20 protein-coding genes are annotated in these 22,133 nt (G+C 67.6%); 13 read left to right on the forward strand and 7 right to left on the reverse strand.

Going from position 1 to position 22,133, the window contains the following annotated elements; translation table 11 throughout:
* Window positions 1-37: 37 nt before the first annotated feature.
* Entirely contained in the window at window positions 38-1,000 is a 963-nt protein-coding gene (locus tag H4O13_15620; GenBank protein MBE5316820.1) for an IS5 family transposase, read from the reverse strand.
* Window positions 1,001-1,158: 158 nt separating this feature from the next.
* On the opposite strand from H4O13_15620, the gene H4O13_15625 reads away from it, so the two are divergent.
* From H4O13_15625 to H4O13_15665, 9 genes are all read left to right on the forward strand, one after another.
* A complete protein-coding gene (locus H4O13_15625; protein MBE5316821.1) occupies window positions 1,159-1,488 on the forward strand; it encodes a hypothetical protein in 330 nt (109 codons plus the stop codon).
* Between the two features lie 596 nt (window positions 1,489-2,084).
* Window positions 2,085-2,858, forward strand: coding sequence for a restriction endonuclease (locus H4O13_15630; protein MBE5316822.1), 774 nt, complete (start codon window positions 2,085-2,087; stop codon window positions 2,856-2,858).
* Window positions 2,859-3,925: 1,067 nt separating this feature from the next.
* Window positions 3,926-4,300 (forward strand): hypothetical protein, encoded by a 375-nt coding sequence (locus tag H4O13_15635; protein MBE5316823.1) that lies wholly within the window; start codon window positions 3,926-3,928, stop codon window positions 4,298-4,300.
* Between the two features lie 58 nt (window positions 4,301-4,358).
* A complete protein-coding gene (locus H4O13_15640) occupies window positions 4,359-4,649 on the forward strand; it encodes a hypothetical protein (GenBank protein MBE5316824.1) in 291 nt (96 codons plus the stop codon).
* 201 nt (window positions 4,650-4,850) lie between these two features.
* Entirely contained in the window at window positions 4,851-5,177 is a 327-nt protein-coding gene (locus H4O13_15645) for a hypothetical protein (protein MBE5316825.1), read from the forward strand.
* 238 nt (window positions 5,178-5,415) lie between these two features.
* Window positions 5,416-7,074 (forward strand): hypothetical protein, encoded by a 1,659-nt coding sequence (locus H4O13_15650; protein ID MBE5316826.1) that lies wholly within the window; start codon window positions 5,416-5,418, stop codon window positions 7,072-7,074.
* A 964-nt stretch (window positions 7,075-8,038) separates the two neighbouring features.
* A complete protein-coding gene (locus H4O13_15655; protein ID MBE5316827.1) occupies window positions 8,039-8,524 on the forward strand; it encodes a hypothetical protein in 486 nt (161 codons plus the stop codon).
* A 137-nt stretch (window positions 8,525-8,661) separates the two neighbouring features.
* Window positions 8,662-9,219, forward strand: a complete 558-nt coding sequence (locus H4O13_15660; protein ID MBE5316828.1) for a hypothetical protein — start codon at window positions 8,662-8,664, stop codon at window positions 9,217-9,219.
* A 210-nt stretch (window positions 9,220-9,429) separates the two neighbouring features.
* Window positions 9,430-9,756: a hypothetical protein gene (locus H4O13_15665; GenBank protein MBE5316829.1), complete on the forward strand. Its 327-nt coding sequence runs from the start codon at window positions 9,430-9,432 to the stop codon at window positions 9,754-9,756.
* Window positions 9,757-9,783: 27 nt separating this feature from the next.
* On the opposite strand, the gene ftrA is transcribed toward H4O13_15665, so the two are convergent.
* Complete coding sequence (gene ftrA, locus H4O13_15670) at window positions 9,784-10,791, reverse strand: transcriptional regulator FtrA (GenBank protein MBE5316830.1); 1,008 nt, start codon at window positions 10,789-10,791, stop codon at window positions 9,784-9,786.
* A 69-nt stretch (window positions 10,792-10,860) separates the two neighbouring features.
* On the opposite strand from ftrA, the gene H4O13_15675 reads away from it, so the two are divergent.
* Both H4O13_15675 and H4O13_15680 read left to right on the forward strand, forming a co-directional pair.
* A complete protein-coding gene (locus H4O13_15675; protein MBE5316831.1) occupies window positions 10,861-11,268 on the forward strand; it encodes a rhodanese-like domain-containing protein in 408 nt (135 codons plus the stop codon).
* Between the two features lie 62 nt (window positions 11,269-11,330).
* The gene (locus H4O13_15680; GenBank protein MBE5316832.1) at window positions 11,331-11,507 is read left to right on the forward strand and encodes a hypothetical protein; all 177 of its coding nucleotides are present in this window, start codon (window positions 11,331-11,333) and stop codon (window positions 11,505-11,507) included.
* Between the two features lie 40 nt (window positions 11,508-11,547).
* On the opposite strand, the gene H4O13_15685 is transcribed toward H4O13_15680, so the two are convergent.
* The 3 genes from H4O13_15685 to H4O13_15695 form a co-directional block, all read right to left on the reverse strand.
* The gene (locus H4O13_15685; protein MBE5316833.1) at window positions 11,548-11,757 is read right to left on the reverse strand and encodes a hypothetical protein; all 210 of its coding nucleotides are present in this window, start codon (window positions 11,755-11,757) and stop codon (window positions 11,548-11,550) included.
* Window positions 11,758-11,900: 143 nt separating this feature from the next.
* Entirely contained in the window at window positions 11,901-13,133 is a 1,233-nt protein-coding gene (locus H4O13_15690) for a glycosyltransferase family 4 protein (protein MBE5316834.1), read from the reverse strand.
* Entirely contained in the window at window positions 13,130-14,287 is a 1,158-nt protein-coding gene (locus H4O13_15695) for a glycosyltransferase (GenBank protein ID MBE5316835.1), read from the reverse strand. The genes H4O13_15690 and H4O13_15695 overlap by 4 nt, the downstream gene beginning before the upstream one ends.
* A gap of 328 nt (window positions 14,288-14,615) precedes the next feature.
* Between H4O13_15695 and H4O13_15700 the strand changes: the two genes are divergently transcribed.
* A complete protein-coding gene (locus H4O13_15700; GenBank protein MBE5316836.1) occupies window positions 14,616-16,214 on the forward strand; it encodes a DUF1565 domain-containing protein in 1,599 nt (532 codons plus the stop codon).
* Between the two features lie 443 nt (window positions 16,215-16,657).
* Window positions 16,658-17,905: a pyridoxal-dependent decarboxylase, exosortase A system-associated gene (locus H4O13_15705; GenBank protein ID MBE5316837.1), complete on the forward strand. Its 1,248-nt coding sequence runs from the start codon at window positions 16,658-16,660 to the stop codon at window positions 17,903-17,905.
* A 19-nt stretch (window positions 17,906-17,924) separates the two neighbouring features.
* Here H4O13_15705 and H4O13_15710 read toward each other — a convergent pair whose 3' ends face one another.
* A complete protein-coding gene (locus H4O13_15710; protein ID MBE5316838.1) occupies window positions 17,925-19,220 on the reverse strand; it encodes a PD40 domain-containing protein in 1,296 nt (431 codons plus the stop codon).
* Window positions 19,221-19,286: 66 nt separating this feature from the next.
* Window positions 19,287-22,049 carry a serine/threonine protein kinase gene (locus H4O13_15715; protein MBE5316839.1) on the reverse strand — a complete coding sequence of 921 codons (2,763 nt, stop codon included), beginning with the start codon at window positions 22,047-22,049 and terminating at the stop codon, window positions 19,287-19,289.
* Window positions 22,050-22,133: the final 84 nt, after the last annotated feature.

Genomic DNA, 22,133 nt, shown 5'->3' on the forward strand with positions numbered 1-22,133 from the left:
TGCGACTCGGGGCGAAATCCCCGAGCCGCAGGCGGACTCATCCTGCCGCCGCCAATCGGCGGCGCGCCAGACTCAGGTTCGCCAGCGCAAACAGCACCTGCAGCTGGGTAGCGTTCTTGGCCAGGCCACGGTACCGCACCTTCGTGAATCCGAACTGGCACTTCACCACCCGGAACGGGTGTTCGACGCGCGCCCGCATCTGCGCCTTCAGCTTTTCAAGCTTCTGCGTCGCATCCTTGAGCGCGCCCTCGACCATGCGCTTGAGCGTGCCGCGCTTGGCGGCGACGTGCAGCATGGCCTTGCCCTCCACGTACTTCTCGGCGCCGGTGTAACCGGCGTCGGCATGCACGGTTTTCTCCTCGCCCGTCAGCAGCGCTCCGATCTGGGTGACGTCTGCAGTGTTGGCGGGCGTTGCCACCACCACCCGCACCAGGCCGGACTCGGAGTCCACGCCGATGTGGGCCTTCATGCCGAAGAACCACTGCTTGCCCTTCTTCGTCTGGTGCATCTCCGGATCACGCGTGCCGCTGCTGTTCTTGGTCGAACTCGGCGCGTGGATGATCGTGGCGTCCACGAGCGTGCCGGCGCGCATCTGCATGCCGCGCGCGGCCAGATGCGCGTTCACCGTCTGCAGGATCTTCGGCGCCAGCGCATGCTTCTCAAGAAAGCGCCGGAACTTCAGGATGGTGGTCTCGTCCGGGATCGGATCGACGTTGAGTTGGAGTCCGGCAAAGCGCCGCATCGACTCGATCTCGTACAGCGCATCCTCCATCGCGGGATCGCTCAGCGCGTACCACTGCTGCAGGAAGTGAATTCGCAGCATGGCCTCCGGCGACATCGGCGGCCGGCCCGCCTTGCCACTCTTCGGGTAGTGTTCGGCGATCAGCGCCAGCAGCGGCTGCCACGGCACCACCTGCTCCATCTCGGACAGGAATCGCTCACGCCGCGTCTGCTTCTTCTTCGCGGTGTAGGCAAGGGAGTCAAAGGTCGTCTGCTTCATCGGACGAACAATCTGTGGCGATGCGGAATGGTAGCTGGCTACGGCGGTAAATCAAAGCTTCCCTAACTATGGGTTCAAGCGGACCGCTGGGAGAGAATTCGATGCATCCCGATGCGTGGTCGCGCCGCGGCCGCTTGACGCGGCGTTAGAGGGATGACATGAATCCGCCGTGGCAAAACGTAAAGCACCTTTTCCAAATAGACGACGGAATGCTTCCTGATATATACGTCGAGAATCTCACTGTTGAGCAAACTGTGGTGGCTTATGAGTGGGTAATGGGTCAGTGCTCCATTGCCAACTCTCCTACGTTGTGGAGCATTGAAAAGGAGATGGATATTCCGATTCGGGATGTTCAGTATCCAGCCAGGGAGTTTGCCGCCGGGAAGGCAGGAACATTTAGGCACTGCTTGTCGGGCCTATGTGTCAGTGGCGTGGAACTGCCCCAATTATCCGTAAGCATCGAGAATGGTGGAATTTCCTTCGACTAGAGAGCGGGTAATGGTTGGAATGAGAAGACCGTCCTCGCCTTGTTCGAGTTTCTGCATCAATTAAAGACTCTCTTTCCCAATGCCCGAATATTCCAAGCGCACGAGGGTGGCTATTCAACGCCCAACACTGAGTTTGCGGAGGCGCTGCTCAAGTTTGAGCCGCCGCCCTCTAACCACCCGTTGCAGACGACGTCCTGACATTCGCATAAAAACCGCAGATATCAGGGCGGCTCTGAACTCAACGTTAGGTTCAGCATGAGAGTTCCACGCGATTTCCTACAGAGAGATCCGGCTGAACAGAGATCAATCTGTTCGGACACGTGGTGTTCTCGGTGTAGTCAGGCCGATTTAGGTCTTCGCACTCCCGTTGAGTTTGAGGAGGGCGGTCGCATTTTTGTGGAGGGTGCTTGTGCCAAATGCGGCGGCAGTGTGGTTACAGAGCTCCGAGAGGTTCGCTCCGATGACTAGCTTTGTTTTGGGCTTCTTGCACCTAACCATTCACTCAAGCGGACCGATCAAACGCTTTGCGATTGATGCTGCCGCTTAGCTCAGGCGTTGGGTGGCCAAGTAAACGTATCGCAGCCTTGGAGATTCAAGTGGCAACCATGTCCTTCGCCGATGCTGCAGAGAAGCTCTTGCGCGACGCCGGCAAGCCGATGACGCACAAGGAACTCGCGGCTGCTGCCCTGAAGCAGAAACTAGTCGCAACTGAGTCGGAGACCCCCGACATCAACATGCATGTCTCGATTCGAGTCGAGATGAAAAGGCGCGAAGCTAGGGGGCAACCGCAGCGCTTCGTCTTCCTAGGAAACGGCCTTTTCAGCCTAATCGACCTCGTTGCAGGAAAGCCGACGCAGAAGACGAAGTCAGCCCTTGAGCAGGTTAGGGACTCTCGAGCAGATGCGGCGCAAGAACTCTACGAACGATTAATTTCTGCGAACAACGGGCCGAACTTTGAAGTTATGGTGGCCGATCTTCTAGTTGCCCTTGGTTACCAGGACGTACAGGTTATTGGCGGAAAGGACGATCAAGGCGTCGACATCATTTGCGAGAAGCGAGACGGCATTCTCACCAATCGCATCGCTGTACAGTGCAAGTGCAAGAACCTCAGGCAGCTCGTTGGCCCGAAAGACGTCAGCACTCTCCGCGATAACCTATCCACTTATCAGGCACAACAGGGAATCATCGTTACAACGAGCCGCCTAAACGACGTGGCGAAGACGAAAGCGAAAGAGGCAGCAAAAGAAGTCATTCACTATATCGAGCACGAACAGTTGCTCGATCTGTTTGTCGAGTACAGCATAGGCATCCGAAGCGAGGCACTAAAGTTCTACCAGCTCGATGTGTCGTCGTACGACTTTCTCAAGTAGCACCTCACTAGGCCGCCCAACTATGCGTTCAAGCGGACCGCGGGGAGAGGCTGTAGTGTCTCCTGATGTTGTATCGGCCCGCGGCCGCTTAACGCGGCGTTAGGCGCTATGTGAATCCGAGCTACCTCGTCTCTCAACTAAGGGCTAGTGCCTCGGAGCTTCCTTCCGATGTGAGGGCTCGTGACGTTGTTTTGGCGGCTCTCGCTTGGCCAACGCAAGGCTGGATCGCACCTGCGTTGGATTGGCTTGAGGCTGATGTGGCACTAGATGAAGAGATTGCGAGGGAGCTTGAGCGCGTCGCGGCCATCGGCGCCTATTCGCAGCAACTTCGTCACCGTGCTTTTCGGCTGGCCAAGCGTTGGCGTCGAAGCCCCGGTGGCTCCTGCCCTTGAGTCATGCAAAACTACGCCTAACAATTCGCTCAAGCGGACCAATCAATCGGTTCGCGATTGATTTGGCCGCTTAGCTCAGGCGTTAGGGGCGATGATCAGACCGTGTTGGCATGCCGTAGCCCTTGTTCTCACAGTGGCCTGTGTATCCGATTCATTTGGATCGCCTCCTAAGCCTCCTGCTTCGCAAGAAGAGTTGCGGCTTCACGCACTCGCCGCGGGTGCCGGGGGGTGTGAGGACATTCGCAAAGTCCGCTCGCTTCCAAGCAAACCCGGCATGCTCGGTAGCGACCCAGCCTACAATCGCATTGTCGGTCACGCGGCTGAGTACCGGCGTTGTTTGATCGTTGCTCTTTCGGATTCCTCGCCGGCCGACAACGTCCATATTGGTAGAGGACTCCATGCGGAAACGGTGGCAGATGTTGCTTACGCGATTCTCGTAGATGCAGGGGTTCTAGCGTGGGGAGTATGCGTGCCCGCTGAGATTCTCGACTCCCCGGTGGGGTCTTCAGCGTTCTATGCTTGGCTGCGTACTCCTCAGCACCGCCAGGAGTGGAGTCAATGCATCTTGCACCAAGCTGGCAACCCACTATGCGTTCGAGAGAACCGCGGGGATAGCGCAGAATGTTTCTTGACACCCGTTGAGCCCGAGGCCTTTCCAAACGCCGTGAAGTCCCAATGAACTCTCGCGCAGTAGTGACCACAATTGCATTCATCGGGAGTCTGATCGCGGTCGTGATCGGGGCGGGCTGGCTTTGGTTTGCTGTCGAGGCGTTCTCGCCGCTCGATAAGAATCTGGCAGGCACCTACGCACCGGCTTTCACCAAAGTCGTAATGGATTCAGCGCCATCGTTCCCGATTTACATGGCCATGTTAGGAGTGCTATCTGCGGTTTGCGCGGTCTACTTGTGGCGCTCCCGCCGACCCGCCGAGACCAAGTCGTTCTGGGTATCTGTTCTTGCCACTTTCAACATGTTTGTCGCTGGGCAGTTCCCTCTCGCATTGCTGATTGGCTACTTTTTGCTCCCCAGGGCCGTGACACTGGCGGCCTGATTCATTATCCAAGCCGGCATCCCACGGAGCGGCTGAACTCAAGGCGCAAGAAGACACCATGACTTCGCCAAACAAGATCGTGCTTAATTCCGTTCGAGGCTATGCACCTGAGCTGGACGATCTCGTTGTCGGCTGGATTCGAGATGGCGTAATCTTCTTTGGGGTGGTCGGCGTTGAGGCTGCGAAGATTGAGTCCATTATTGATGAGCTGTGCGTGGGCGATGGATCTCAGCCCTATTCGATGCTCACGGCTTCCCATGGCCCTAATGAGACGCTTCAAGACGCACTGTTCCTCGCCGAACAACTCACCAAAGAATTTGCAGGCCCCGTTGCAGTCATAGAGTTTTAGTCGTGCGAGTTAGCGGGGTCATGCACGAGCTCGGTCAGGTCCATCGAAGCAGCATCGCGCTGCCGCAGGCGGTCAATTTGGCCGAGGGTGCTGCGAGGCTCGGCCTGACCCCAAAGCTGCGTTCGTGTGTTCTTCGCAGGAAATCGAATTTGCCCAATGGTTTCGTTGTCCGTATTGCCTATCCAACGAGGTGAAACGAGCATGATTCAGCCGCAGGCGTGGAAGGTCTTCGGTAGTCACATCCATCAGGATTTCTTGCTGGATTATCCGCAATTCTTCGAGGGCTTGAGCATGGTTTACAAATGCTTAAAAGAACCAGAGCAGCGCGCCTTGCTCGCGTACGTTACCCAGCTGGCTAATGAGAATATTGATGCCTCAGTCAAGGCGAAAGCATGGGATGAATCTGGTAGCGAGATCTTGATCGCCGTGAGTCAAGTAGACGAGTTTCTGCTCCAAGTGCTAGCTGCGCTCAAAGCGGCTGAACGTGAGAGCGGAGCCCAGGGTCAGAGAGCCCAGGGTCAGGCCTAGCTTCGCAGCAACGGCGCGGGTTCTCCGGTAGGCGACCGCCCGACGCGACTCTGTTATCCCTGAAGCCTCTTCGCGTCGCCCCCGACTGCTGATCGGCCCGCCCTGGGTGATCGACAAACGGATGCGGCTGCGCATCGCATCGTAGGGGCAGCGCGCTGCCGGCTTGCCATCGAGGGCTGAAGGCCGCGCCGTGGGCGCTGCTATCCTGTCGCCCCTCCGTTGCGAATGTTCACTTTCCATGTCTGCCCGACTGTTCCGCCGTTCCTGTTCCATCGCCCTGGTTCTTGCTGCCGCGCTTGGCAGTGCTGCGTCCGCTCGGCCGCCACTGGCCTATGCCCCAGCCGACACGCCCTACGTGTTCGGGGCCATCGATCCGCCTTCGGCAGCGATCTCTGATGCCTGGATCGCCCGCGATGACGCGCTGCCCCGGATGTACGCACCGATGCTGCGCGAGTGGCTGGGGGCCGCGGCCGACACCGGCGCCGACAGCAAGCAGCAGCGCGCCCTGTTGAAGGCGATCAGTGCGGAAGTCGAAACCCGCGGCCTGGGCGAACTGATGGAGCGCTGGGGCCTGTCGCGACAGCCGCGTGCAGCGCTGTTCGGGCTGGGCCTGCTGCCGGTGGCGCGGGTCGAACTTGCCGATGCCGAGCGTTTTCGCGAAGCCTTCCTGCGCTTCACCCGCAGCGCGGGGATGCAGGTGCAGACAGCCGATGCTGACGGCCAGACCTACTGGCTGTTGGGGCCGGACACCTCGGAGAACGGCCTGCTGCTTGCGCTGCACGACGGCCAGCTGGTGCTGAGCCTGCTGCCGCGCAGCGCGACCGCCACGGTGCTGCGCGCCGTGTTGGGCCTTGATCCACCGGCCGAATCGGTGCTCGACGCTGGCAGCCTGCAGGCGCTGAACGCGCGTCTTGGCCTGCTGCCGCAGGGCTCTGGGTACCTCGATTCGGCGCGTCTCTGGGCCCTGATTAGCGGCGCGGCGCAGGGCCCGCAGGCGGCGCTGATGGCTGAGCTCGGCTGGATCCCGCCGAGCGAGATTTCCGCCGCCTGCGAAGCGCAGGCGCAGGACTTGATCGAGAGCTGGCCACGCATGGCGGCCGGCTATGCGGCGATCGACGAGCGCGGCTATCGGCTGCGCTATCTGCTGGAAGCCAAGCCCGCCCTGGTCAAGAAACTGCACACCCTGCAGGCGCCGCTGATCGCCGCCGCGGATGCCGATGCCGCCGGCGCGCGCCTGGCGCTGAGCTTGCGCAGCGATCGGCTGATCACCCTGATCAACTCCTGGGGGGGTGCCTTGAGCGGCGAGTGCGTCGGCAGCATGCTCTCGGCACTCAAGCTGGCCGAACTCAGCAGCGCGCTCAATAACCCGGTGGCCGCCGGGCTGGCCCAGCACCTGCCGAGCGTGCATGCGCAGATCGACCATCTGCGCTGGCCGGAGGGTGACAAGCCGCTGGAACTGCAGGCCAGTCTGCAGGGCTACACGCCGGACCTCGCGGCGCTGCTGGCCGACATCGCCACACAGGACCCAAGCTTTCCGGCCGACCTCCAGCCGGGCGAACCCCCGCGTGCCATCGACCTACCTTCTGGCCTGCCCGGCGAAGCCAAGATGCACATCGCCGCCGGCACACAGGCGCTGGGCCTCGCGATTGGCGACCGCGCGGTGGCCGCACTGCCGGCCCGACTGGCGTCCGCGCCGAGCGCGCCCACCCTGCTGGAATTCGCCTACCGCGGCGCCTTCTATCAGTCGGTGATGGAGCAGGCCCTTGAGGGCCAGCCGGACACCGAGCCGATGCTGGCGCCCATCCGCCACCATGGGCAGAGCCTCGATCGCGCGCTGTACAGCGTCGAAGTCAGTGAGTTCGGCCTGGAGTTCGTGGGCGAGCTCAAGTTCCACTGAGCGGGCGCATCGCTTCGAGCATCGGCTTGAAGAGCCGCGACCACCTCGAAGACCCGCGATCACCTCGACGTGGAGCCGCTTGTCTCCCCTCTCCCCTGGAGGGAAGCAAGGGTGGGCGCTTGTCGGCTGCCGGTGGCAGCCGACGCCCGCCTGAGCCCGAGCGGAGCGAAGGTGGTTGGGGGGGATGAGGCTTGCCGCGAGATTTGCCTCCTCTCCCCAACCCCTCTCCCTCAAGGGGAGAGGGGCGCTTCCTTCGCTTCAGTGCATCGGTTCGAGCATCGGTTTGAAGACCTGCGATCACCTCGAAGTGGGGCCGCTTGTCTCCCCTCTCCCCTGGAGGGAGAGGGGTCGGGGGAGAGGGGGATGAGGCTTGCCGCGAGGTTTGCCCCCCTCTCCCCAACCCCTCTCCCTCAAGGGGAGAGGGGCGGCTTCCTGCGTTTCAGCGCGCCGGTTCGAGCATCGGTTTGAAGACCTGCGATCACCTCGACGTGGGGCCGCCTGTCTCCCCTCTCCCCGCGTGGGAGAGGGGCGGCTTCCTGCGTTTCAGCGCGCCGGTTCGAGCATCGGTTTGAAGACCTGCGATCACCTCGACGTGGGGCCGCCTGTCTCCCCTCTCCCCGCGTGGGAGAGGGGTCGGGGGAGAGGGGGATGAGGCTTGCCGCGAGGTTTGCCCCCCTCTCCCCAACCCCTCTCCCTCCAGGGGAGAGGGGCGCTTCCTTCGCTTCAGTGCATCGGTTTGAGCACCGGCTTGAAGACGTGCGATCACCTCGAAGCGAAGACCTGCGATGACCTCGAAGTGGACCTGCTTGTCTCCCACCAGGGGAGAGGGGCGCGATCGCCTTGTTTCGAGGCAGCGGCCATCGAACGTCTGTGTGCAGGACTGGGGTTAAGGTCAATACTCCAGTCCGGAGATTCGAAGGCCGGAGAGCGAGATGCGAAGCCGTTGGGATCACGGGAGTCTTCAATGAAAACTATCGCAATTGCACTGACCTTCCTCGCTGCTGCCTGGTCCCAATGCGCGCCCGCCGTCGAAGCGAAGCCCGCCTCGCCCGTGATCGGCGTGTGGGCTGTCGACACCTCACGGCTGCCCATGGCGCCGGACGCGCGACCCAGGAGCGTCACGATCACCTTCTCCGACGCCGGCGATGAGCGCTTGCGGATGCGGGTTGAGGTGATGGATGCCGCAGGCACGCTGCGGGTGGCGGACGGGGTGACGCCGCTCGATGGTTCGCCGACGCCGGTCGAGGTGAACTTCGAGGCCGATGTGGCGGCGACCACCCAGCCGCGGTCGGACCTTCTGATCCTGCAGCTGGGCAAAGGCGGCGTGCCTGCATCGACGCGGATCTACGCGGTGCAGCCCGACGGCGAGTCCATGGTCGAAACGGTGGCGCACTTCACCCGGGAGGGTCAGCCCGTGCTGCGGGAGAACTACTTCACGCGGGTGCGGTGAGCGGCTGGGGTTCAGTCCCGCGTGCCCGTCGAGCACGCCGCGTTGAAACGATGCCGAACGTTTTCGCATGGCCGGCAGCACGCGACGTACCTGTGCTGGCGTAGTGTCGCCCGACCCTGAACGCGTGCCCTTGAAGAATGCTCAGACTTCTCTCTGCCGCCATCGCCGGCTTTCTCGTCTTGGTGCTCACGACTTATCTCGTCAAGCGCGCCGACGAGCCCTTTTTCATCATCCTGTTCGGCAGCCTTTCGGCCTTTGTGTTGGCGCCCTGGCTGGTGCTGCGCTTCTGGCCACGCCCGGATCTGGTCCAACGCGCTGCGCGTGCCAGCACGCTGGAGGCGCATGAGTTCAACGTGGTTCGGGCGTGGCAGATCGCCGAACTCGAGGACGAGGGGCTGCATTTCGTGCTGGAACTGGCCTCGGGCGGCACGCTGTTCCTGTCCGGCCAGTTCCTCTACGCGCCCGTTGCGAAGCGCGTGTTTCCTTGCGCTGAGCTCAAGGTCAGCATGGACACACGCACGAAGGATGTTCTCGCGCTCGAATGCGCAGGCGAACCGATCGCGATCGTCGACACCTTCGATGCCTTCACCGACGAAGAGCTGGAGCGGCGCGTGTATCCGGGCGCTTTTCGCCTCTACAGCAAGCCCGCAGGCGCGGTTCTCCACGCCTTGGGTCGTGCAGTTGTAGCGCGATGAGCTCGCGCGATGCCAGCGCGCGCAGGCGTCACGGTGGCTTCCGACGCCACGTCGCGCAGCAGGCTTCGCGAACCGTTGCACCCGTGTTGCGCGAAGCACCTACCCCGCAGTTGCGTGGACCCGAGTCCGCCGTGGATCGGCGACTCAGCACCCAACCGCACTGACCGGATCATGGATCGTCGCGGCGCCCACAGGAACACCTAAACCCCTATGAGCCTGCTCGCGCTTCTGGTCGTTCTTGCCGCATTCGTGCTGGTGAGTGTTCTGGTCGGTACCTTGCTGATCGTGGGTCGGGCGGATGTGCCGGCGCCGGTCGAAGGCGCGTCTGCTTTTCTGTACCGGCACGTGATCGCGGCGTGCCTGATCGTCGTCGGCGCGGGCACGCCCTGGTTGGCCAGCTTCGGCAACGCGCGGGGCCTGGTGCTGCTGATGTGCTTCGCAGCGCTTGGCGGCGCTTGGCTGATCTGGAAGCCGATGGGCCTACGCTGGCTCGCTGTGTTCGCTGCACTGACGGTTCTGCTGGGCGAGCTGGCCTGAGCTTCCCGCTCGGTTCTGAAGCCCCTCTCAGAGCTCCCTTGACGCACACGAGAACCGGCGCCGATACGCTGCAGGAGAAATGCCCAGCCGCTGCTGGAACTGACGGCGCAGGGTTTCCACGCTGGCGAAGCCGGAGCGTTCGGCGAGGTCGGTGAGCTTGAGCTGGCTGTGCTCAAGCAGCCGACGCGCCTCGGCCAGGCGTGCTTCGGCCAGCCACTGGCCAGGCGTGCAGCCGGCAGCTTCGTGGAAGCGGCGGAGCAGGCTGCGTTCGCTCAGTGCGGCCTCGCGGGCGAGTTCCAGCAGGGTCCAGCGGTGCGCAAGCTTTGCGCTCATGCGCTCCTGCAGTCGCGCCACCACGCTGCGCGGGCGTGGTGCTACCGGTCGGTCGACGAACTGCGCCTGGCCGCCGTCGCGGTGCGGGGCGATCACCAGCCGTCGTGCGACCTGGTTGGCGATGGCGCTGCCGAAATCGCGGCGCACCAGATGCAGACACAGGTCCAGGCCGGCGGCGCTTCCGGCCGAGCTCAGCACCTGGCCCTCGTCGACATAGAGCACCTTGGCGTCCACGTGAATCTGCGGATAGCGCGCCTGCAGCGCGTCGGCATAGCGCCAGTGGGTGGCGGCGCGGCGACCGTCCAGCAAGCCGCTGGCGGCCAGCACGAAGGCGCCGGAACAGATCGACAGAATGCGCGCGCCGCGTGCGTGGGCACGCTGCAGGGCGCGGCTGAGTTCGCTCGGCACAGGAACATCCGCGCCGCACCAGCCCGGAATGATGATGGTTCCGGCCTGTGCCAAGGCGCGCAGGCCCGCATGGGCGCGCAGGCTCAGGCCATAGTCGGCCTGCAGCAGACCCGCCCGGGTTGCGCACACCGAGAAGCGGTACCAGCGTTCGCCGACTTCAGGACGGTGCAGGCCAAAGACCTCGGCGGCGCAGGAAAACTCAAAGCTGCACAGGCCGGGATAGGCCACTGCGACCACCCGCAGCGGGTCGACAGACGGCGGTGACCTTGGCGGTTTCTGTGGGATGGCTGGCATAGCCGCCAGTGTGCGCCGTGCGCGGGCTTGCCAACAATGGGGTCTCCCGTCACTACCGAGTCGTGCGCCATGAAGAACGCAGTGAACGAAGTTCCGGCGGCATCCGCCGCCGCCGCGGCCGACCATTTCGCGGCGCTGTTCGAGTTCGAGACGGATTGCTGGGATGTGCACGAAGCCCTCGCCAGCGAGACACCCGGCTTCGTGCTGCTCGATGTGCGCGGGCCGGCGCTGTTCGCACAGGGGCACGTGCCGGGGGCGGTCAATCTGCCGCATGGCAGGATCGTCGAGCGCAACCTCACCGCCTATCCGCCGGAGACCCTGTTCGTCACCTACTGCGCAGGGCCGCACTGCAACGGCGCGGCGCGCGGAGCCCTGCGTCTGGCGCGGCTGGGGCGACCAGTGAAGCTGATGACCGGCGGCATCACCGGTTGGCTGGACGAGGGCTTTGCGCTGCAGGGTGCAGGCGGCGATGGCTGACTCTTTGGCCCGCCGGAAGGGCGAGCATCCGGCTGCGGGTCGCGGGCGTTGATGACGCCGCGGTGCTGGCCGCGCTGTGTATCGAGCAGGCCGCGTTCGAGCGCGCCGCGGCGCCACCGGTGGATCTGGCCGTGAGGCTGGCGCTTCTGCTGCGTTCGTCGGACGGGTGCGCCTGGCTGGCCGAAGACGACAGCGCCGCGGTCGGCTTCTGCTGCGGCGAAGTCCTGACAAGCGCCTGACGCAGCCCCAATCGACGAGACGAGACAGACGCAGCAAGCCTCAGCCCTCTTGCGGCGACGGATCCATGTGCACGCGCCCGACGATCCACTGCACGATCGCCTCAAACCGCTGCTGATCCAGCGCATGCCCGCGCGCCATGCGCAGCTCGGTGTAGCCGTCGAATGCGAGCGGTTCGGTGCGTTCGACCTTCACCGCCGCGGGTTGAGCGAGGCCGAGGCGTTGGCGGAGCCGGGTGCTGAGCTCGGGCATGGGTGAGGTCCGGTGGGTCAAGACCCACCCTATGGGATGGGGGCGCGTCGCGGGTTTGGTGGGTCAAGACCCACCCTACGGGATGGGGGCGTGTCGGGGTTGGGTGGGTCGAGACCCGCCCGATGGCGCTGCGCTGCCTGGGCTTAGGCGCGCTTGTGGCGCATCTGTCCGCCGAGGTCGGTTCGCTTCTTTTCCGCTTCGATCTGCTGAAAGAGTTCGACCAGCTGCTGTGCGTTGTTGCGCCACTGCCGCTGCTCGATGACGTAGCGGCGGGCGCGGTTGCCGACTTCGCGGATGGCTTGCGGTTCCAGCGCCAGCAGGGTGTGCAGGCAGGCCTGCATGTCGCCGCGCGGGAACAGCCAGCCGGTGACGCCGTGTTCGATCACTTCGGCAATGGGGCCGTAGTCGGGCGCGACCACGGGCACGCCCATGGCCATCAGCTCGAACAGCTTCATCGGTGAGCCGTAGGTGTTGGAGTCGGGCAGCACCGAGACGTCCATGGCAGCGATCAGGCCAGGCACCTGCTCGTGTGGCACGGCGCCGGTCAGCACGGCCTGGGGGCTGACGCCGTGCTGCTGCAGCGAGGCCTCGACCTGCTTGCGGGTCTTGCCGTCGCCCACCAGCAGCAGGCGCAGATCCTGGCGCGCCGAAAGCTGCGGGGCGGCGGCGTCGATGAAGCGGTGAATGCCGTGCCATTCCACGAAGGCGCCGAGGTAGCCGCAGACCAGGCGCCCGTCGACGCCGAGGCTCTGGCGGATGGCGCGGCGGTCGGTCTTCCCGGGGTCGAAGCGGGTGATGTCGGCGGCGTTGGGGCTGACGATGCAGGTGGCGAGGCGGCCGTGCGCGGCCAGCACCTGGTCGCGGAAGGCGCTGGAGACAAACACCAGGCCGTCGCAGCGGGTGAACACCCAGGCTTCGATGCGCCGCGCCAGGCCGCGCATCAGCAGCGGCCGCACCCGCGGCATCACCGCCGAGTCGTTGACTTCGAGCACGATCGGCACGCCGCGCCGGCGCGCCAGCCACACCCCCGCGAACAGGAACAGCGAGTAGCGCTCGTAGATCCACACGCCGGGCTCGCGCTTGAGCCGCGCGCGCAGCCGCCACCACGCGACGCCGTTGTAGAGCAGTTCGAACAGTTCGAACAGCCACTCGGGCGCTCGCGCGGCCACCGCCGAAAGCAGGCGCGAAAGCCGGCTGGGCGGAGGCGCGGCGCTGCGGGGCGAGGTCTCCTCCGGCGCTTCGGGATGGGCGCCCGGCAGCGACAGGATGTCGACCTGGTAGCCGAGCTGCCGCAGCGCTGCGGTGACGCTGCGGATGTGCACGCCCTCGACGCTGCGGCCGCGGGTGCGATGGTGGTAGAGCACCTTGTCAGTCATGGCGGGTGTTCCGATACAGCGCCCTGCAGCAGCGCTTCCAGGCGGTCGACATTGGTTTGCCAGCAGAAGGTTTCGGCGTGGCGGCGGATGCGGGCACTGTCCCAACCGCGGCCCAGGGCGGCGGCGATGGCGGCGGCGAAGGCGGCCGGCTGCTGCGGCGGGGCGCGCAGGCCGGCGAACTCGGGCGTGACTTCGCGAATGCCCGGCAGGTCGCTCACCACCACCGGGCGGCCGGAGGCCATGGCCTCCAGCACGACGTTGGGCACGCCCTCGGCGTGGCTGGGCAGCAGCAGCAGGTCGCAGGCCGCCAGCCACTGGCCGATCTGCGCGTGCGGCTGCCGACCGAGCCAGCGCAGGCGCTCGCTGAGGCCGTACTGGCGGGCCAGGGCTTCCATGGCGGCGCGGTCTTCGCCTTCACCGATCACGATGCAGTGCTGCCACTCGTCGGCGGGCAGCTGCCGCAGCGCTTCGACCAGGTCCAGCACGCCCTTGCTGCGCTTGAGGTTGCCGACGTAGAGCAGCACCCGATCGGCGGCCGGAAGATCCAGCGCGCGTCGCGCCTCGGCGCCGTCGGCCGGTGCGAAGCGCTGCAGGTCGATGCCGTTGTAGAGCGTGTGCAGACGCTGTGCATCCACGCCATGCGCCTGCAGCTGCTCGGCCAGGTCGCGGCTGACCGTAAGCACCGCCGCGCTGGCGGCCGCGGCCTGCACCACCTGGCGACGTCGCGCCGGCGCCTGGCACTGCACGTTGACGTCGCTGCCGTGCGCCTTCAGCAGCACCGGCAGGCCGAGCCGCCGCGCCAGGCGCACGGCGGCCACGCCGTCCGGGTACAGCCAGGTGGCCAGCAGCACATCGGCACCCCAGCGCTGGAAGCGCGGCAGGGCGCGCCACAGCGACAGCCACAGGCTGAAGGCGTAGCTCGCCCGCCACAGGCCCGGCGTGTAGAAGTAGGGCACCGGCGTCACCGTGATGCCCTGGTAGTCGTGGCTGCCGCGCGCTGCGCGCCGATGCCGCCACCAGCTGCGCCAGGCCACCGGCACCACCACATGCACCGGATGCCGCTGCGCCAGCCGGGTCAGCTGGGCGGCGTTGAACAGGCCGCGGCCGGGCTCCCAGGGCAGGGGGAACAGGTTGGTGATCACCAGCACCTTCATGCCGTCGCTCCGGCGGCGCAGGGGGCTGCGGCCGCGCGCGTAGCCCTGCCGGGCTCGTCTGCTGTCCGCCGCTGCCGCTGAATCGCGCTGCCTGTCATGCCGCCCTGCTCCCCTCGGGCGCGAGGCGCCCCGTGTCACACCTGGATGGATCGCGCTGCTCGACCTCTGCGCGAGGCCGACGAACAGCGCAGGCCGGACGATTTGCCGCCGACCGCGCCGGATTCTAGCGCCAATGTGCTAGCGTCATCACATTAATGAGGTGATCATTCGCACTCTTCGGCCGCCGAGGCACCGCCCGGCGCTGATCCAGCCGCAACGGGTGCCGTGTGTGAAGCCAGAGTCAGAGTTCAAGCTGCATTGCGCCCGCCGCTGGGCCCAGGCGCTGCTGTCGCCGCTGCTGCTGGTCGGCCTGCTGGCCTCGTCCGAGGCGGGGTCGGGCGTGGTCGGCCAGGGCCCGCAGGGCGCCGACAGCGGCCTGCGGCTGGCCTGCACCGGGTTCAGCGCCAGCGGGGCGGCGGTAATCTGCGTGCGCGCCGGTGCCGCAGCCGGCGGCACCGGCACGGCGGCTGCGCCGGTGGCGACCCTCACCGCGGCGATCGCGGGCGCCAAGGCCGGCGATACGGTGCAGGTCGCCGCAGGCACGTATCGCGAGAACCTGGCGCTTGGCAGCTTCGCTTCACCGAGCAGCAAATGCCTGCAGCTGCTCGGCGGCTTCAGCGCGGATTTCAGCCAGCGCCGGGCCGACAGCCAGCGCAGCGTGCTCGATGGCCAAGCCCGCAACCCGACCGTGCAGCTGCATCTGCAGGGCAGCGGCAGCTGTGTGCTCGACGGCTTCGAGATCACTGGCGGCCTTGGCCTCGGCAGCACCTGGCAGGACGGCAACGGCAACGGCGGCGGCGTGTACGCCAGCCTCAGCGACGGCGCCAGCCTGGTCATCAGCCACAACCGCATCCACGGCAACCGCACCCGCAGCCACACCAGCATCGATTCGCGCGGCGGCGGGGTGTATGCGCGCAACAGCGGCAGCGGCCTGCTGCGCATCGAGGACAACGCGGTCGAAAACAATCTGGCCGGCAAGGGCGCAGGCATCACCGTCAGCGGCCGCCAGGCCCGCGTGCTGCGCAACCGCATCGCCACCAACATCGCCCACAGCGACCACGGCGGCGGCCTCTACGTATCCACGGCCAGCACCGAGATCCAGGCCAATGTGATCGTCGGCAATGCGGTCGGGGCGACCGTGGGCTACGGCTGGGGCGGCGGCGTGCTGATCGCCGCGGCCGGGGCGGTCATGGAGCGCAATCTGATCACCGACAACTTCGCCTCCGGCCCGGGCTCCGGCGTGTTCTGGGACGAAGGCGCGGAGGGCAGCATGCGCAATGACCTGCTGGTGGCCAACCGCTGCCCGGACGACAGCCGCAATGGTGCGGCCCTGTACGTCGACGGCGGCCCCGGCGGCGCATCGCGCGTCACCGCCGAACACCTGACCATCGCCCAGCATGTCTGCCCGGCGCCTGCGCCCGGCGGCGCGGCCGTTCTGGTCGAGGCCGGCTCGACGCTGAGGCTGAAGAATTCGATCCTGTGGGGCAACACGCGCGAATTCGCGAGCTATACCGGCGGCAGCTTCGCCGTCAGCTACTCGATCACCGGCCAGGCGGGAACAGGCAACCGCGCTTTGGATCCGCGCTTCGTGTCGCCGGCGACGGGCGACTACCACGTGCAGTCGGCGGGCGGCCACTTCAGCCCCGACGGCTGGGTGATCGATGCGCGCACCAGCCCGGCCGTCGATGCCGGTGATCCGGCGTCGCCCTATGCCAACGAACCTGCGCCCAACGGCGGGCGGGTCAACCTTGGCGCCTACGGCAATACGGTGGAAGCCAGCCGCAGCGTGGTCGATCTGAACGCCCTGTTTGGCGACGGCTTCGAGTAGCGGCGGGCCGCGAAAGACGCGAAAAAGCCCCGGCCCTGGGTGCCAGGGCCGGGGATCACACCGAACGAAAAGTACTCGATGGACGAGTGATAGCAGGTCGCGACCGGCGGAGCTCCGGTGCGGGGCGTGCGAGACAACTCGCGTCGCCCAAAGCACTACTCGCAAACCGGGGCCGAAATCGATCAACCCGATGCGAGGGTGTGTGTCGGCCCCGGGGCCAAGGCCGGCACCGGCACGTCGCAAGTGCGCGTGGACTCGGCCACACACAAGCGCTGCGCGCCCGCCAGCGCAGCGCGCGAACTCGCTGCGCTGAGATGCCGGCTCGGTCAAGATGCCTGCGAGCCCGCCCGCACGCCTGCGCTGCGCAGGCGGGTGCGGCCCGGCCTCGGCGCAGGCCGGGCGGATTCGGCACAATGTGCAACCCATCACACTAATCCAGCCTCATGAGCGCGCCGACCTGCCCCGAACTCGAACTGCCCTGGGCCCAGGGCCTGCCCTGGCGGGTGGACGCCCGCGGCGAGCTGCTGATCGGCGGACGGCCGTTGTCGCGAGTGGTCGCCGCCATCGGTCGCACGCCCTGCTACGTCTACGACCGCAGCCGGCTGAGCAAGCGGATCGCGCAGCTGCGCGGCCTGCTGCCGCCGGCCGTGCACCTGCACTACGCCGTGAAGTGCAACCCGATGCCGGCCCTGGTCGCGCACATGGCGGGCATCACCGACGGCCTCGACGTGGCCTCGGTCGGCGAGCTGCGGGTGGCGCTCGATGCCGGCATGGACCCCCAGCACGTCAGCTTCGCCGGGCCGGGCAAGAGCGATGCCGATCTCAAGCAGGCGCAGGCCGCGGGCATCCTCATCAACATCGAGAGCTTCCGCGAGCTGCGCGCGCTCGCCCAAGCCAGCGAGTCCAGCGGCGAGGCCGCGCGGGTGGCGATCCGCATCAACCCACCCTTCGAGCTCAAGGCCTCGGGCATGCGCATGGGCGGCGGCGCCAAGCAGTTCGGAGTCGATGCCGAGCAGGTGCCGGCCCTGCTGGCCGAGATCCGCGCGCTGGGGCTGGCCTTCGAGGGCTTCCACCTCTACGCCGGTTCGCAGAACCTCAAGGCCGAGGCGATTGTCGAGGCGCAGACCAAGAGCTACGAGCTGATCCTTGGCTGGGCGGATCAACTGCCGGCGCCGGTGCGTAGCCTGAACCTCGGCGGCGGCTTCGGCATCCCGTACACGCTCGCGGATACCCCGCTTGAGCTCGCGCCGGTGGCCGATTGCCTGCAGGGCCTCGCCGAGCGCTGCGCCCGCGATTTCCCGCAGGGCCATCTGGTGCTCGAACTCGGCCGCTATCTGGCGGGCGAAGCCGGCGTCTACGTGGCGCGGGTCATCGACCGCAAGATCTCGCGTGGGCAGGTCTTTCTGGTCTGCGACGGCGGCATGCACCATCACCTCGCTGCCAGCGGCAACTTCGGACAGGTGCTGCGCAAGAACTATCCGTCCATGGTCAATGCGCGGCCCGGCGAGCGCGAGACCGCCAGCGTGGTCGGCCCGCTGTGCACGCCGCTCGACCTGCTCGCCGACCGCGCCGATCTCGGCGTGGCGCAGGAGGGCGATCTGGTGGTGGTGTTCCAGTCCGGTGCCTACGGCAAGACCGCGAGCCCGCGCGAGTTCCTGGGGCATCCGGAAGTGGTGGAGGCGCTGGTGTGAGTCGAGCCTGCGGAAGACGCTACTCGAACCCATCCGCGAACAGCCCCTCCAGCACCGCCGGCAGCGCATAGACGAAGACATCGCTGGCGCTGTTGGTGTCGCCGATGACCAGGTCGCTGGCCACCGAGTCGAAGGCGAACACGCCGGCGTCGCGGCTGACCGCCACCCGCGTACCGCTGGCACCGTTGCCGGGCACCGTGTTGCCGGCATCGCTGCCGCTGATCAGCTCGGGCGGCAGTGCGGGCTGCGCCAGCGACCAGGCATAGGCCTGCGCGGGCTGGCCTGCACCGCGCCGGCACTGCGCGATCACCAGCCCGGTGTTGCTGATCTGCGCGCTGTCGCAGATGCCCATGCCGGCAGCGGCGGGTACCGCGACGGCGGCCGGCTGGTTCAGACGGCGCACCCACAGCTGGGTGGCGCTGGGGCTGCCGGCGCCCGAACCGAAGACCACGAGGCTGCCATCGGGCGAGATCACCGGGTTGCGCGCCCCGTTCAGATCGCTGCCGCCCGGGCCCAGGCTGGCCTGGCTGGTGCTGCCGTTGATGCGGTCGCGCAGGTAGATGCGCACCGAGCCGCTGGTCGGCGTGCCCAGCAGGTTGCTGGCGCTGCTGGCGAAGGCCACCCAGCGACCGTCCTCGCTGATCGTCGGCCGCTCGCCGCCGGCGCCGCCGTTGCCCGGGCCGCCGCCCGGTGTGAGGTCGATACGCTGGGTCGTGCCTGCGCTCAGGTCGCGCACGTAGACAGCGGAGCTCGATGAGCCCGAATCGCCCGCCACCAGGCCGCTGGCGTTGGAGCTGAACACCACGTAGCGGCCGTCGCCGGAGATGCCGCCGACCCGCGAGGTGCTGCCGGCCTGCAGCGTGCCGCTGGCGGTGAGGTTGACCAGGGCGGCCGTGCCGGTGACGCGATCGATGCGCACCACATGCACGCCGCTGATGCCGCCGGTGTAGGTCGAGGATCCGGTGTCGAAGGCGACAAAGCGGCCGTTGGCCGAGGCCACCGCCTTCTCGTTGACCGTCGAGGCCGTGGAGGCCTGGCCGCCGGGCGTGGTGCTGACCACGCTCAGCGCCCCGCTGCTGAGCTCCAGCGCGATCACCTGCGCGCCCGAGGCGCCACCCGACAGCAGGCTGCCGCTGCCGACGCTGAACACCAGCACGCGGCCGTCGGCCGACAGCGCGGGCTCGAAGACACCGCCGTTGGGCTGCGCGCCGCCGGGGCCATCGACGCGGAAGAAGTTGTAGGACTGCGCGTGTGCGGCGCCGGCCGACAGGGCGAAACAGAAGACAAGACTCAGGATCGAGAGGGCAGGGCGCATGGGCTGGGCTCCAGAGGGGTGCCCTGTCTGCTACGCCCTTGTGTGCGGGTTCCCATCACGCGCGCTTCAGCGCGGCGCAATCTCCCGCCCGAGCGCAGCCGCCAGCGCCTCGGCGCGGGCCCGATCCGGCTGTTCGGCGCGCAGCAGGGCGCGCAGCTCGGGCAGGCTCGCACTGAGCAGTTCTGCCGCGGCAGCGCGCTCGCCGCGGGCGCGCAGCCAGTCGGCGCGATCGACCGCGAGCCGCGCCTGCTCCAGCGCGGAAGCGGTTCGGGTCTGCTGCTCGGCCCAGTCCAGCGCTTGGCCCGCGGCCTCCAGCGCATCGCTGAGCGTGCGCACCTGCGCCTGCAGCCGCGCCGCCTGCAGGCCCTGGCGCTCGCGCAGCGCCTGCGCGCCGCCGGCCTCGGCTTCGATTGCGTCGAGCGCGCGCGCGGCCGCCTGGGCCGCGCCTTCGAGCAGCTGCACCTCGACCGCCAGCAGGCGCCAGCGCTCGGCCGAAGGGTTCTCGCCGTCGGTCGATGCCGCAGCCTTGAGCCCGTCCGCGATCGCCGCCTTGGCGCGCGCCGCAGCGCCGCTCAAGGCCAGCACGCGCGCCGCGCCCCAGCGCACGCGATCGGCCTGGCCGGCCTGCAGCCCGGCGAAGCCGCTGGCATCGGCGAGCAGAGCTTCGACTTCGGCGCGCGCGCCGACCAGGTCGCCTTCGGACAGGCGCGCATGCGCCAGAATCCAGCGCGACAGCGCGTCGGGGGCGCGGCCCAGGCCCTGCCAGTCGGCCTGCACGCGCTCGGCCAGCGCGCGCACCTCGGCCGGCCGACCCAGCGCCTGCAGGGCGCTCATCCGCCACTCGTCAACGATGATCCGCAGCAGGCCGCCTTCGCCGCGCGCCTGCACGTACAGGGCGCGGGCACGATCGAAGTGATCCAGCGCGGTCTGCGCTTCGCCCAGCCCCAGCCGCGCGCGGCCGGCCTCGAGCTCGAACTGGTAGGCGAACAGGGAGTTGCCGAGCCCGGCCTCGCGCAGGCGGGCCAGCCCGGCGGCGGCGGCCTCGGCGGCTTCGGCCGAGCGCGCCTGCGAGTTCAGCGCGCCGGCCAGCTGCTGATCGAGGGTGGCCACCGCATCGGCGCTGGCGCGTTCTCGCAGCGCGACCGTGAGGCCGAGCCGCGCTTCGCGCTCGGCCTCGTCGAAGCGTTCGGCATAGGTGGACGCCTGCACGCGCTGCACCGCCGCCATCGCCCTCGCGTCGGCGCTGGGCAGGGCCGCGTAGGCGCGCTCGGCGCGCTCCAGCCAGGGCGTGGCCTCGGGCAGGCGGCCCAGGTCGACCAGCAGCTGCGAGTACAGCGAGGCGGCGCGCGCGTAGGCCGGGCCGCGGTCCAGGCCTTGTGCCGACAGCGCCTGCAGGCTGTCGCGCAGCAGCGGCTCGGCCTGCGTCGCCTCGCCCAGCATCGCGTGCAGCGAACCCAGGTAGGCATTGACCAGGGCGACTTCGGAGGCGCCCTGCGGCAGTTCGCGCCGGACCCGATCGGCGCCGCGCTCCAGCATGCGGCGCAGGGTGATCGGCGCATCGACATCGCCGTCGGGCGACAGCTCCAGCAGCAGGCCGCTGAAAAAGTTGAGGGTGGCCTGGGCCTGCTCGGCCGACTGCTCCGCCAGCGCGCGCTGCTGCTCGGCGCGGGCCTCGGCGGCCAGCGCGCGGTCGCGCTCCAGGCCCAGTCGCCACAGGAACAGCAGCAGGGCCAGCAGCACCAGCACGGCGACGCTGACGCTGCCGCGATGCCGACGGGCGAAGCGCGACAGCCGGTACAGCGGGCGCGGCCGCATCGCCCGCACCGGCCGGCCCTCGCGCCAGCGCTGCAGCTCGTCGCGCAGGGCCTCGACGCTGGGATAGCGCTCGCCTGCGTCGGTTGCGGTGGCCTGCGCGACGATCGCGCGCAGGTCGGCATCCAGCGCCACCGGCTGCAGCTCCGCTGCGCTGGCGCCGCCGTCGGGCCGGCGCGCTTCCAGCAGCTCGCGCAGCAGCATGCCCAGCGAGAACACGTCGGTGGCGGTGGTCACCGCGCGGCCGGCCGACTGTTCGGGGCTGGCGTAGCCCGGTGTCCACACCCGCGTCGAGGTGTCGCGGCTCTCGCCGCCGACATCGACCAGCTTGGCCACACCGAAGTCCAGCACGCGCGGGCTGCCGTCCGCAGTCACCAGCACGTTCGAGGGCTTCAAATCGCGATGGATCACCAGCCGCTGATGCGCATGCGAAACCGCTTCGGCGATGCGCTGCAGCAGCGCCACCCGCGCGCCGCGGTCCAGGCGGTGGCGCGCGGCATAGGCGCAGACGTCCTCGCCGTCGACGTAGTCCATGACGAAATAGGGCTGACCGTCGCTGCTTTCGCCGCCGTCGATGAGCCGCGCGATCCAGGGGTGCTCCAGCGTCGCCAGCACCTGCCGCTCCTGGCGGATGCGGCGGCGGCCTTCCTCGGTCGGAAAGCCGCGCAGCAGCTTGAGTGCGCCGCGCTGGCGGTAGCCGCCCTCGACGCGCTGCACCTCGAACACCGTGCCCATGCCGCCGGCGCCGAGCTCGCGCAGCACCTCCCAGGCGCCGATGCGGCTGCCGGCGGCCGCGGCCGGACTGTCGTTCTCCAGGCGCAGGGCGGAGGCCGCAAGCGCGCCGCGGATCACCGTCTCGGCGTCTTCGTCGGCGCGCAGCAGGCCGGCCAGGGCGAGCCGCTCTTCGTGCGTCAGCGCCAGCGCGGCCAGCGCCTCGGCGCGGGCCGCGTGCGGCAGCGCGACCAGGGCCTCGAAATGGGCCGCCAGCGCATCGAGTGAGGGCGTGGGCTCGGTCATGGTGGGCGGGCCTGTCGGGCGCAGACGCGGTTATCGGGGGTACGTCACGGCGCGCCCGATCGGATCAGGCGCGGTCGACAGCGG

This window comes from Lysobacterales bacterium, assembly GCA_014946745.1.
Taxonomy (GTDB): Bacteria; Pseudomonadota; Gammaproteobacteria; order Xanthomonadales; family Xanthomonadaceae; genus Aquimonas.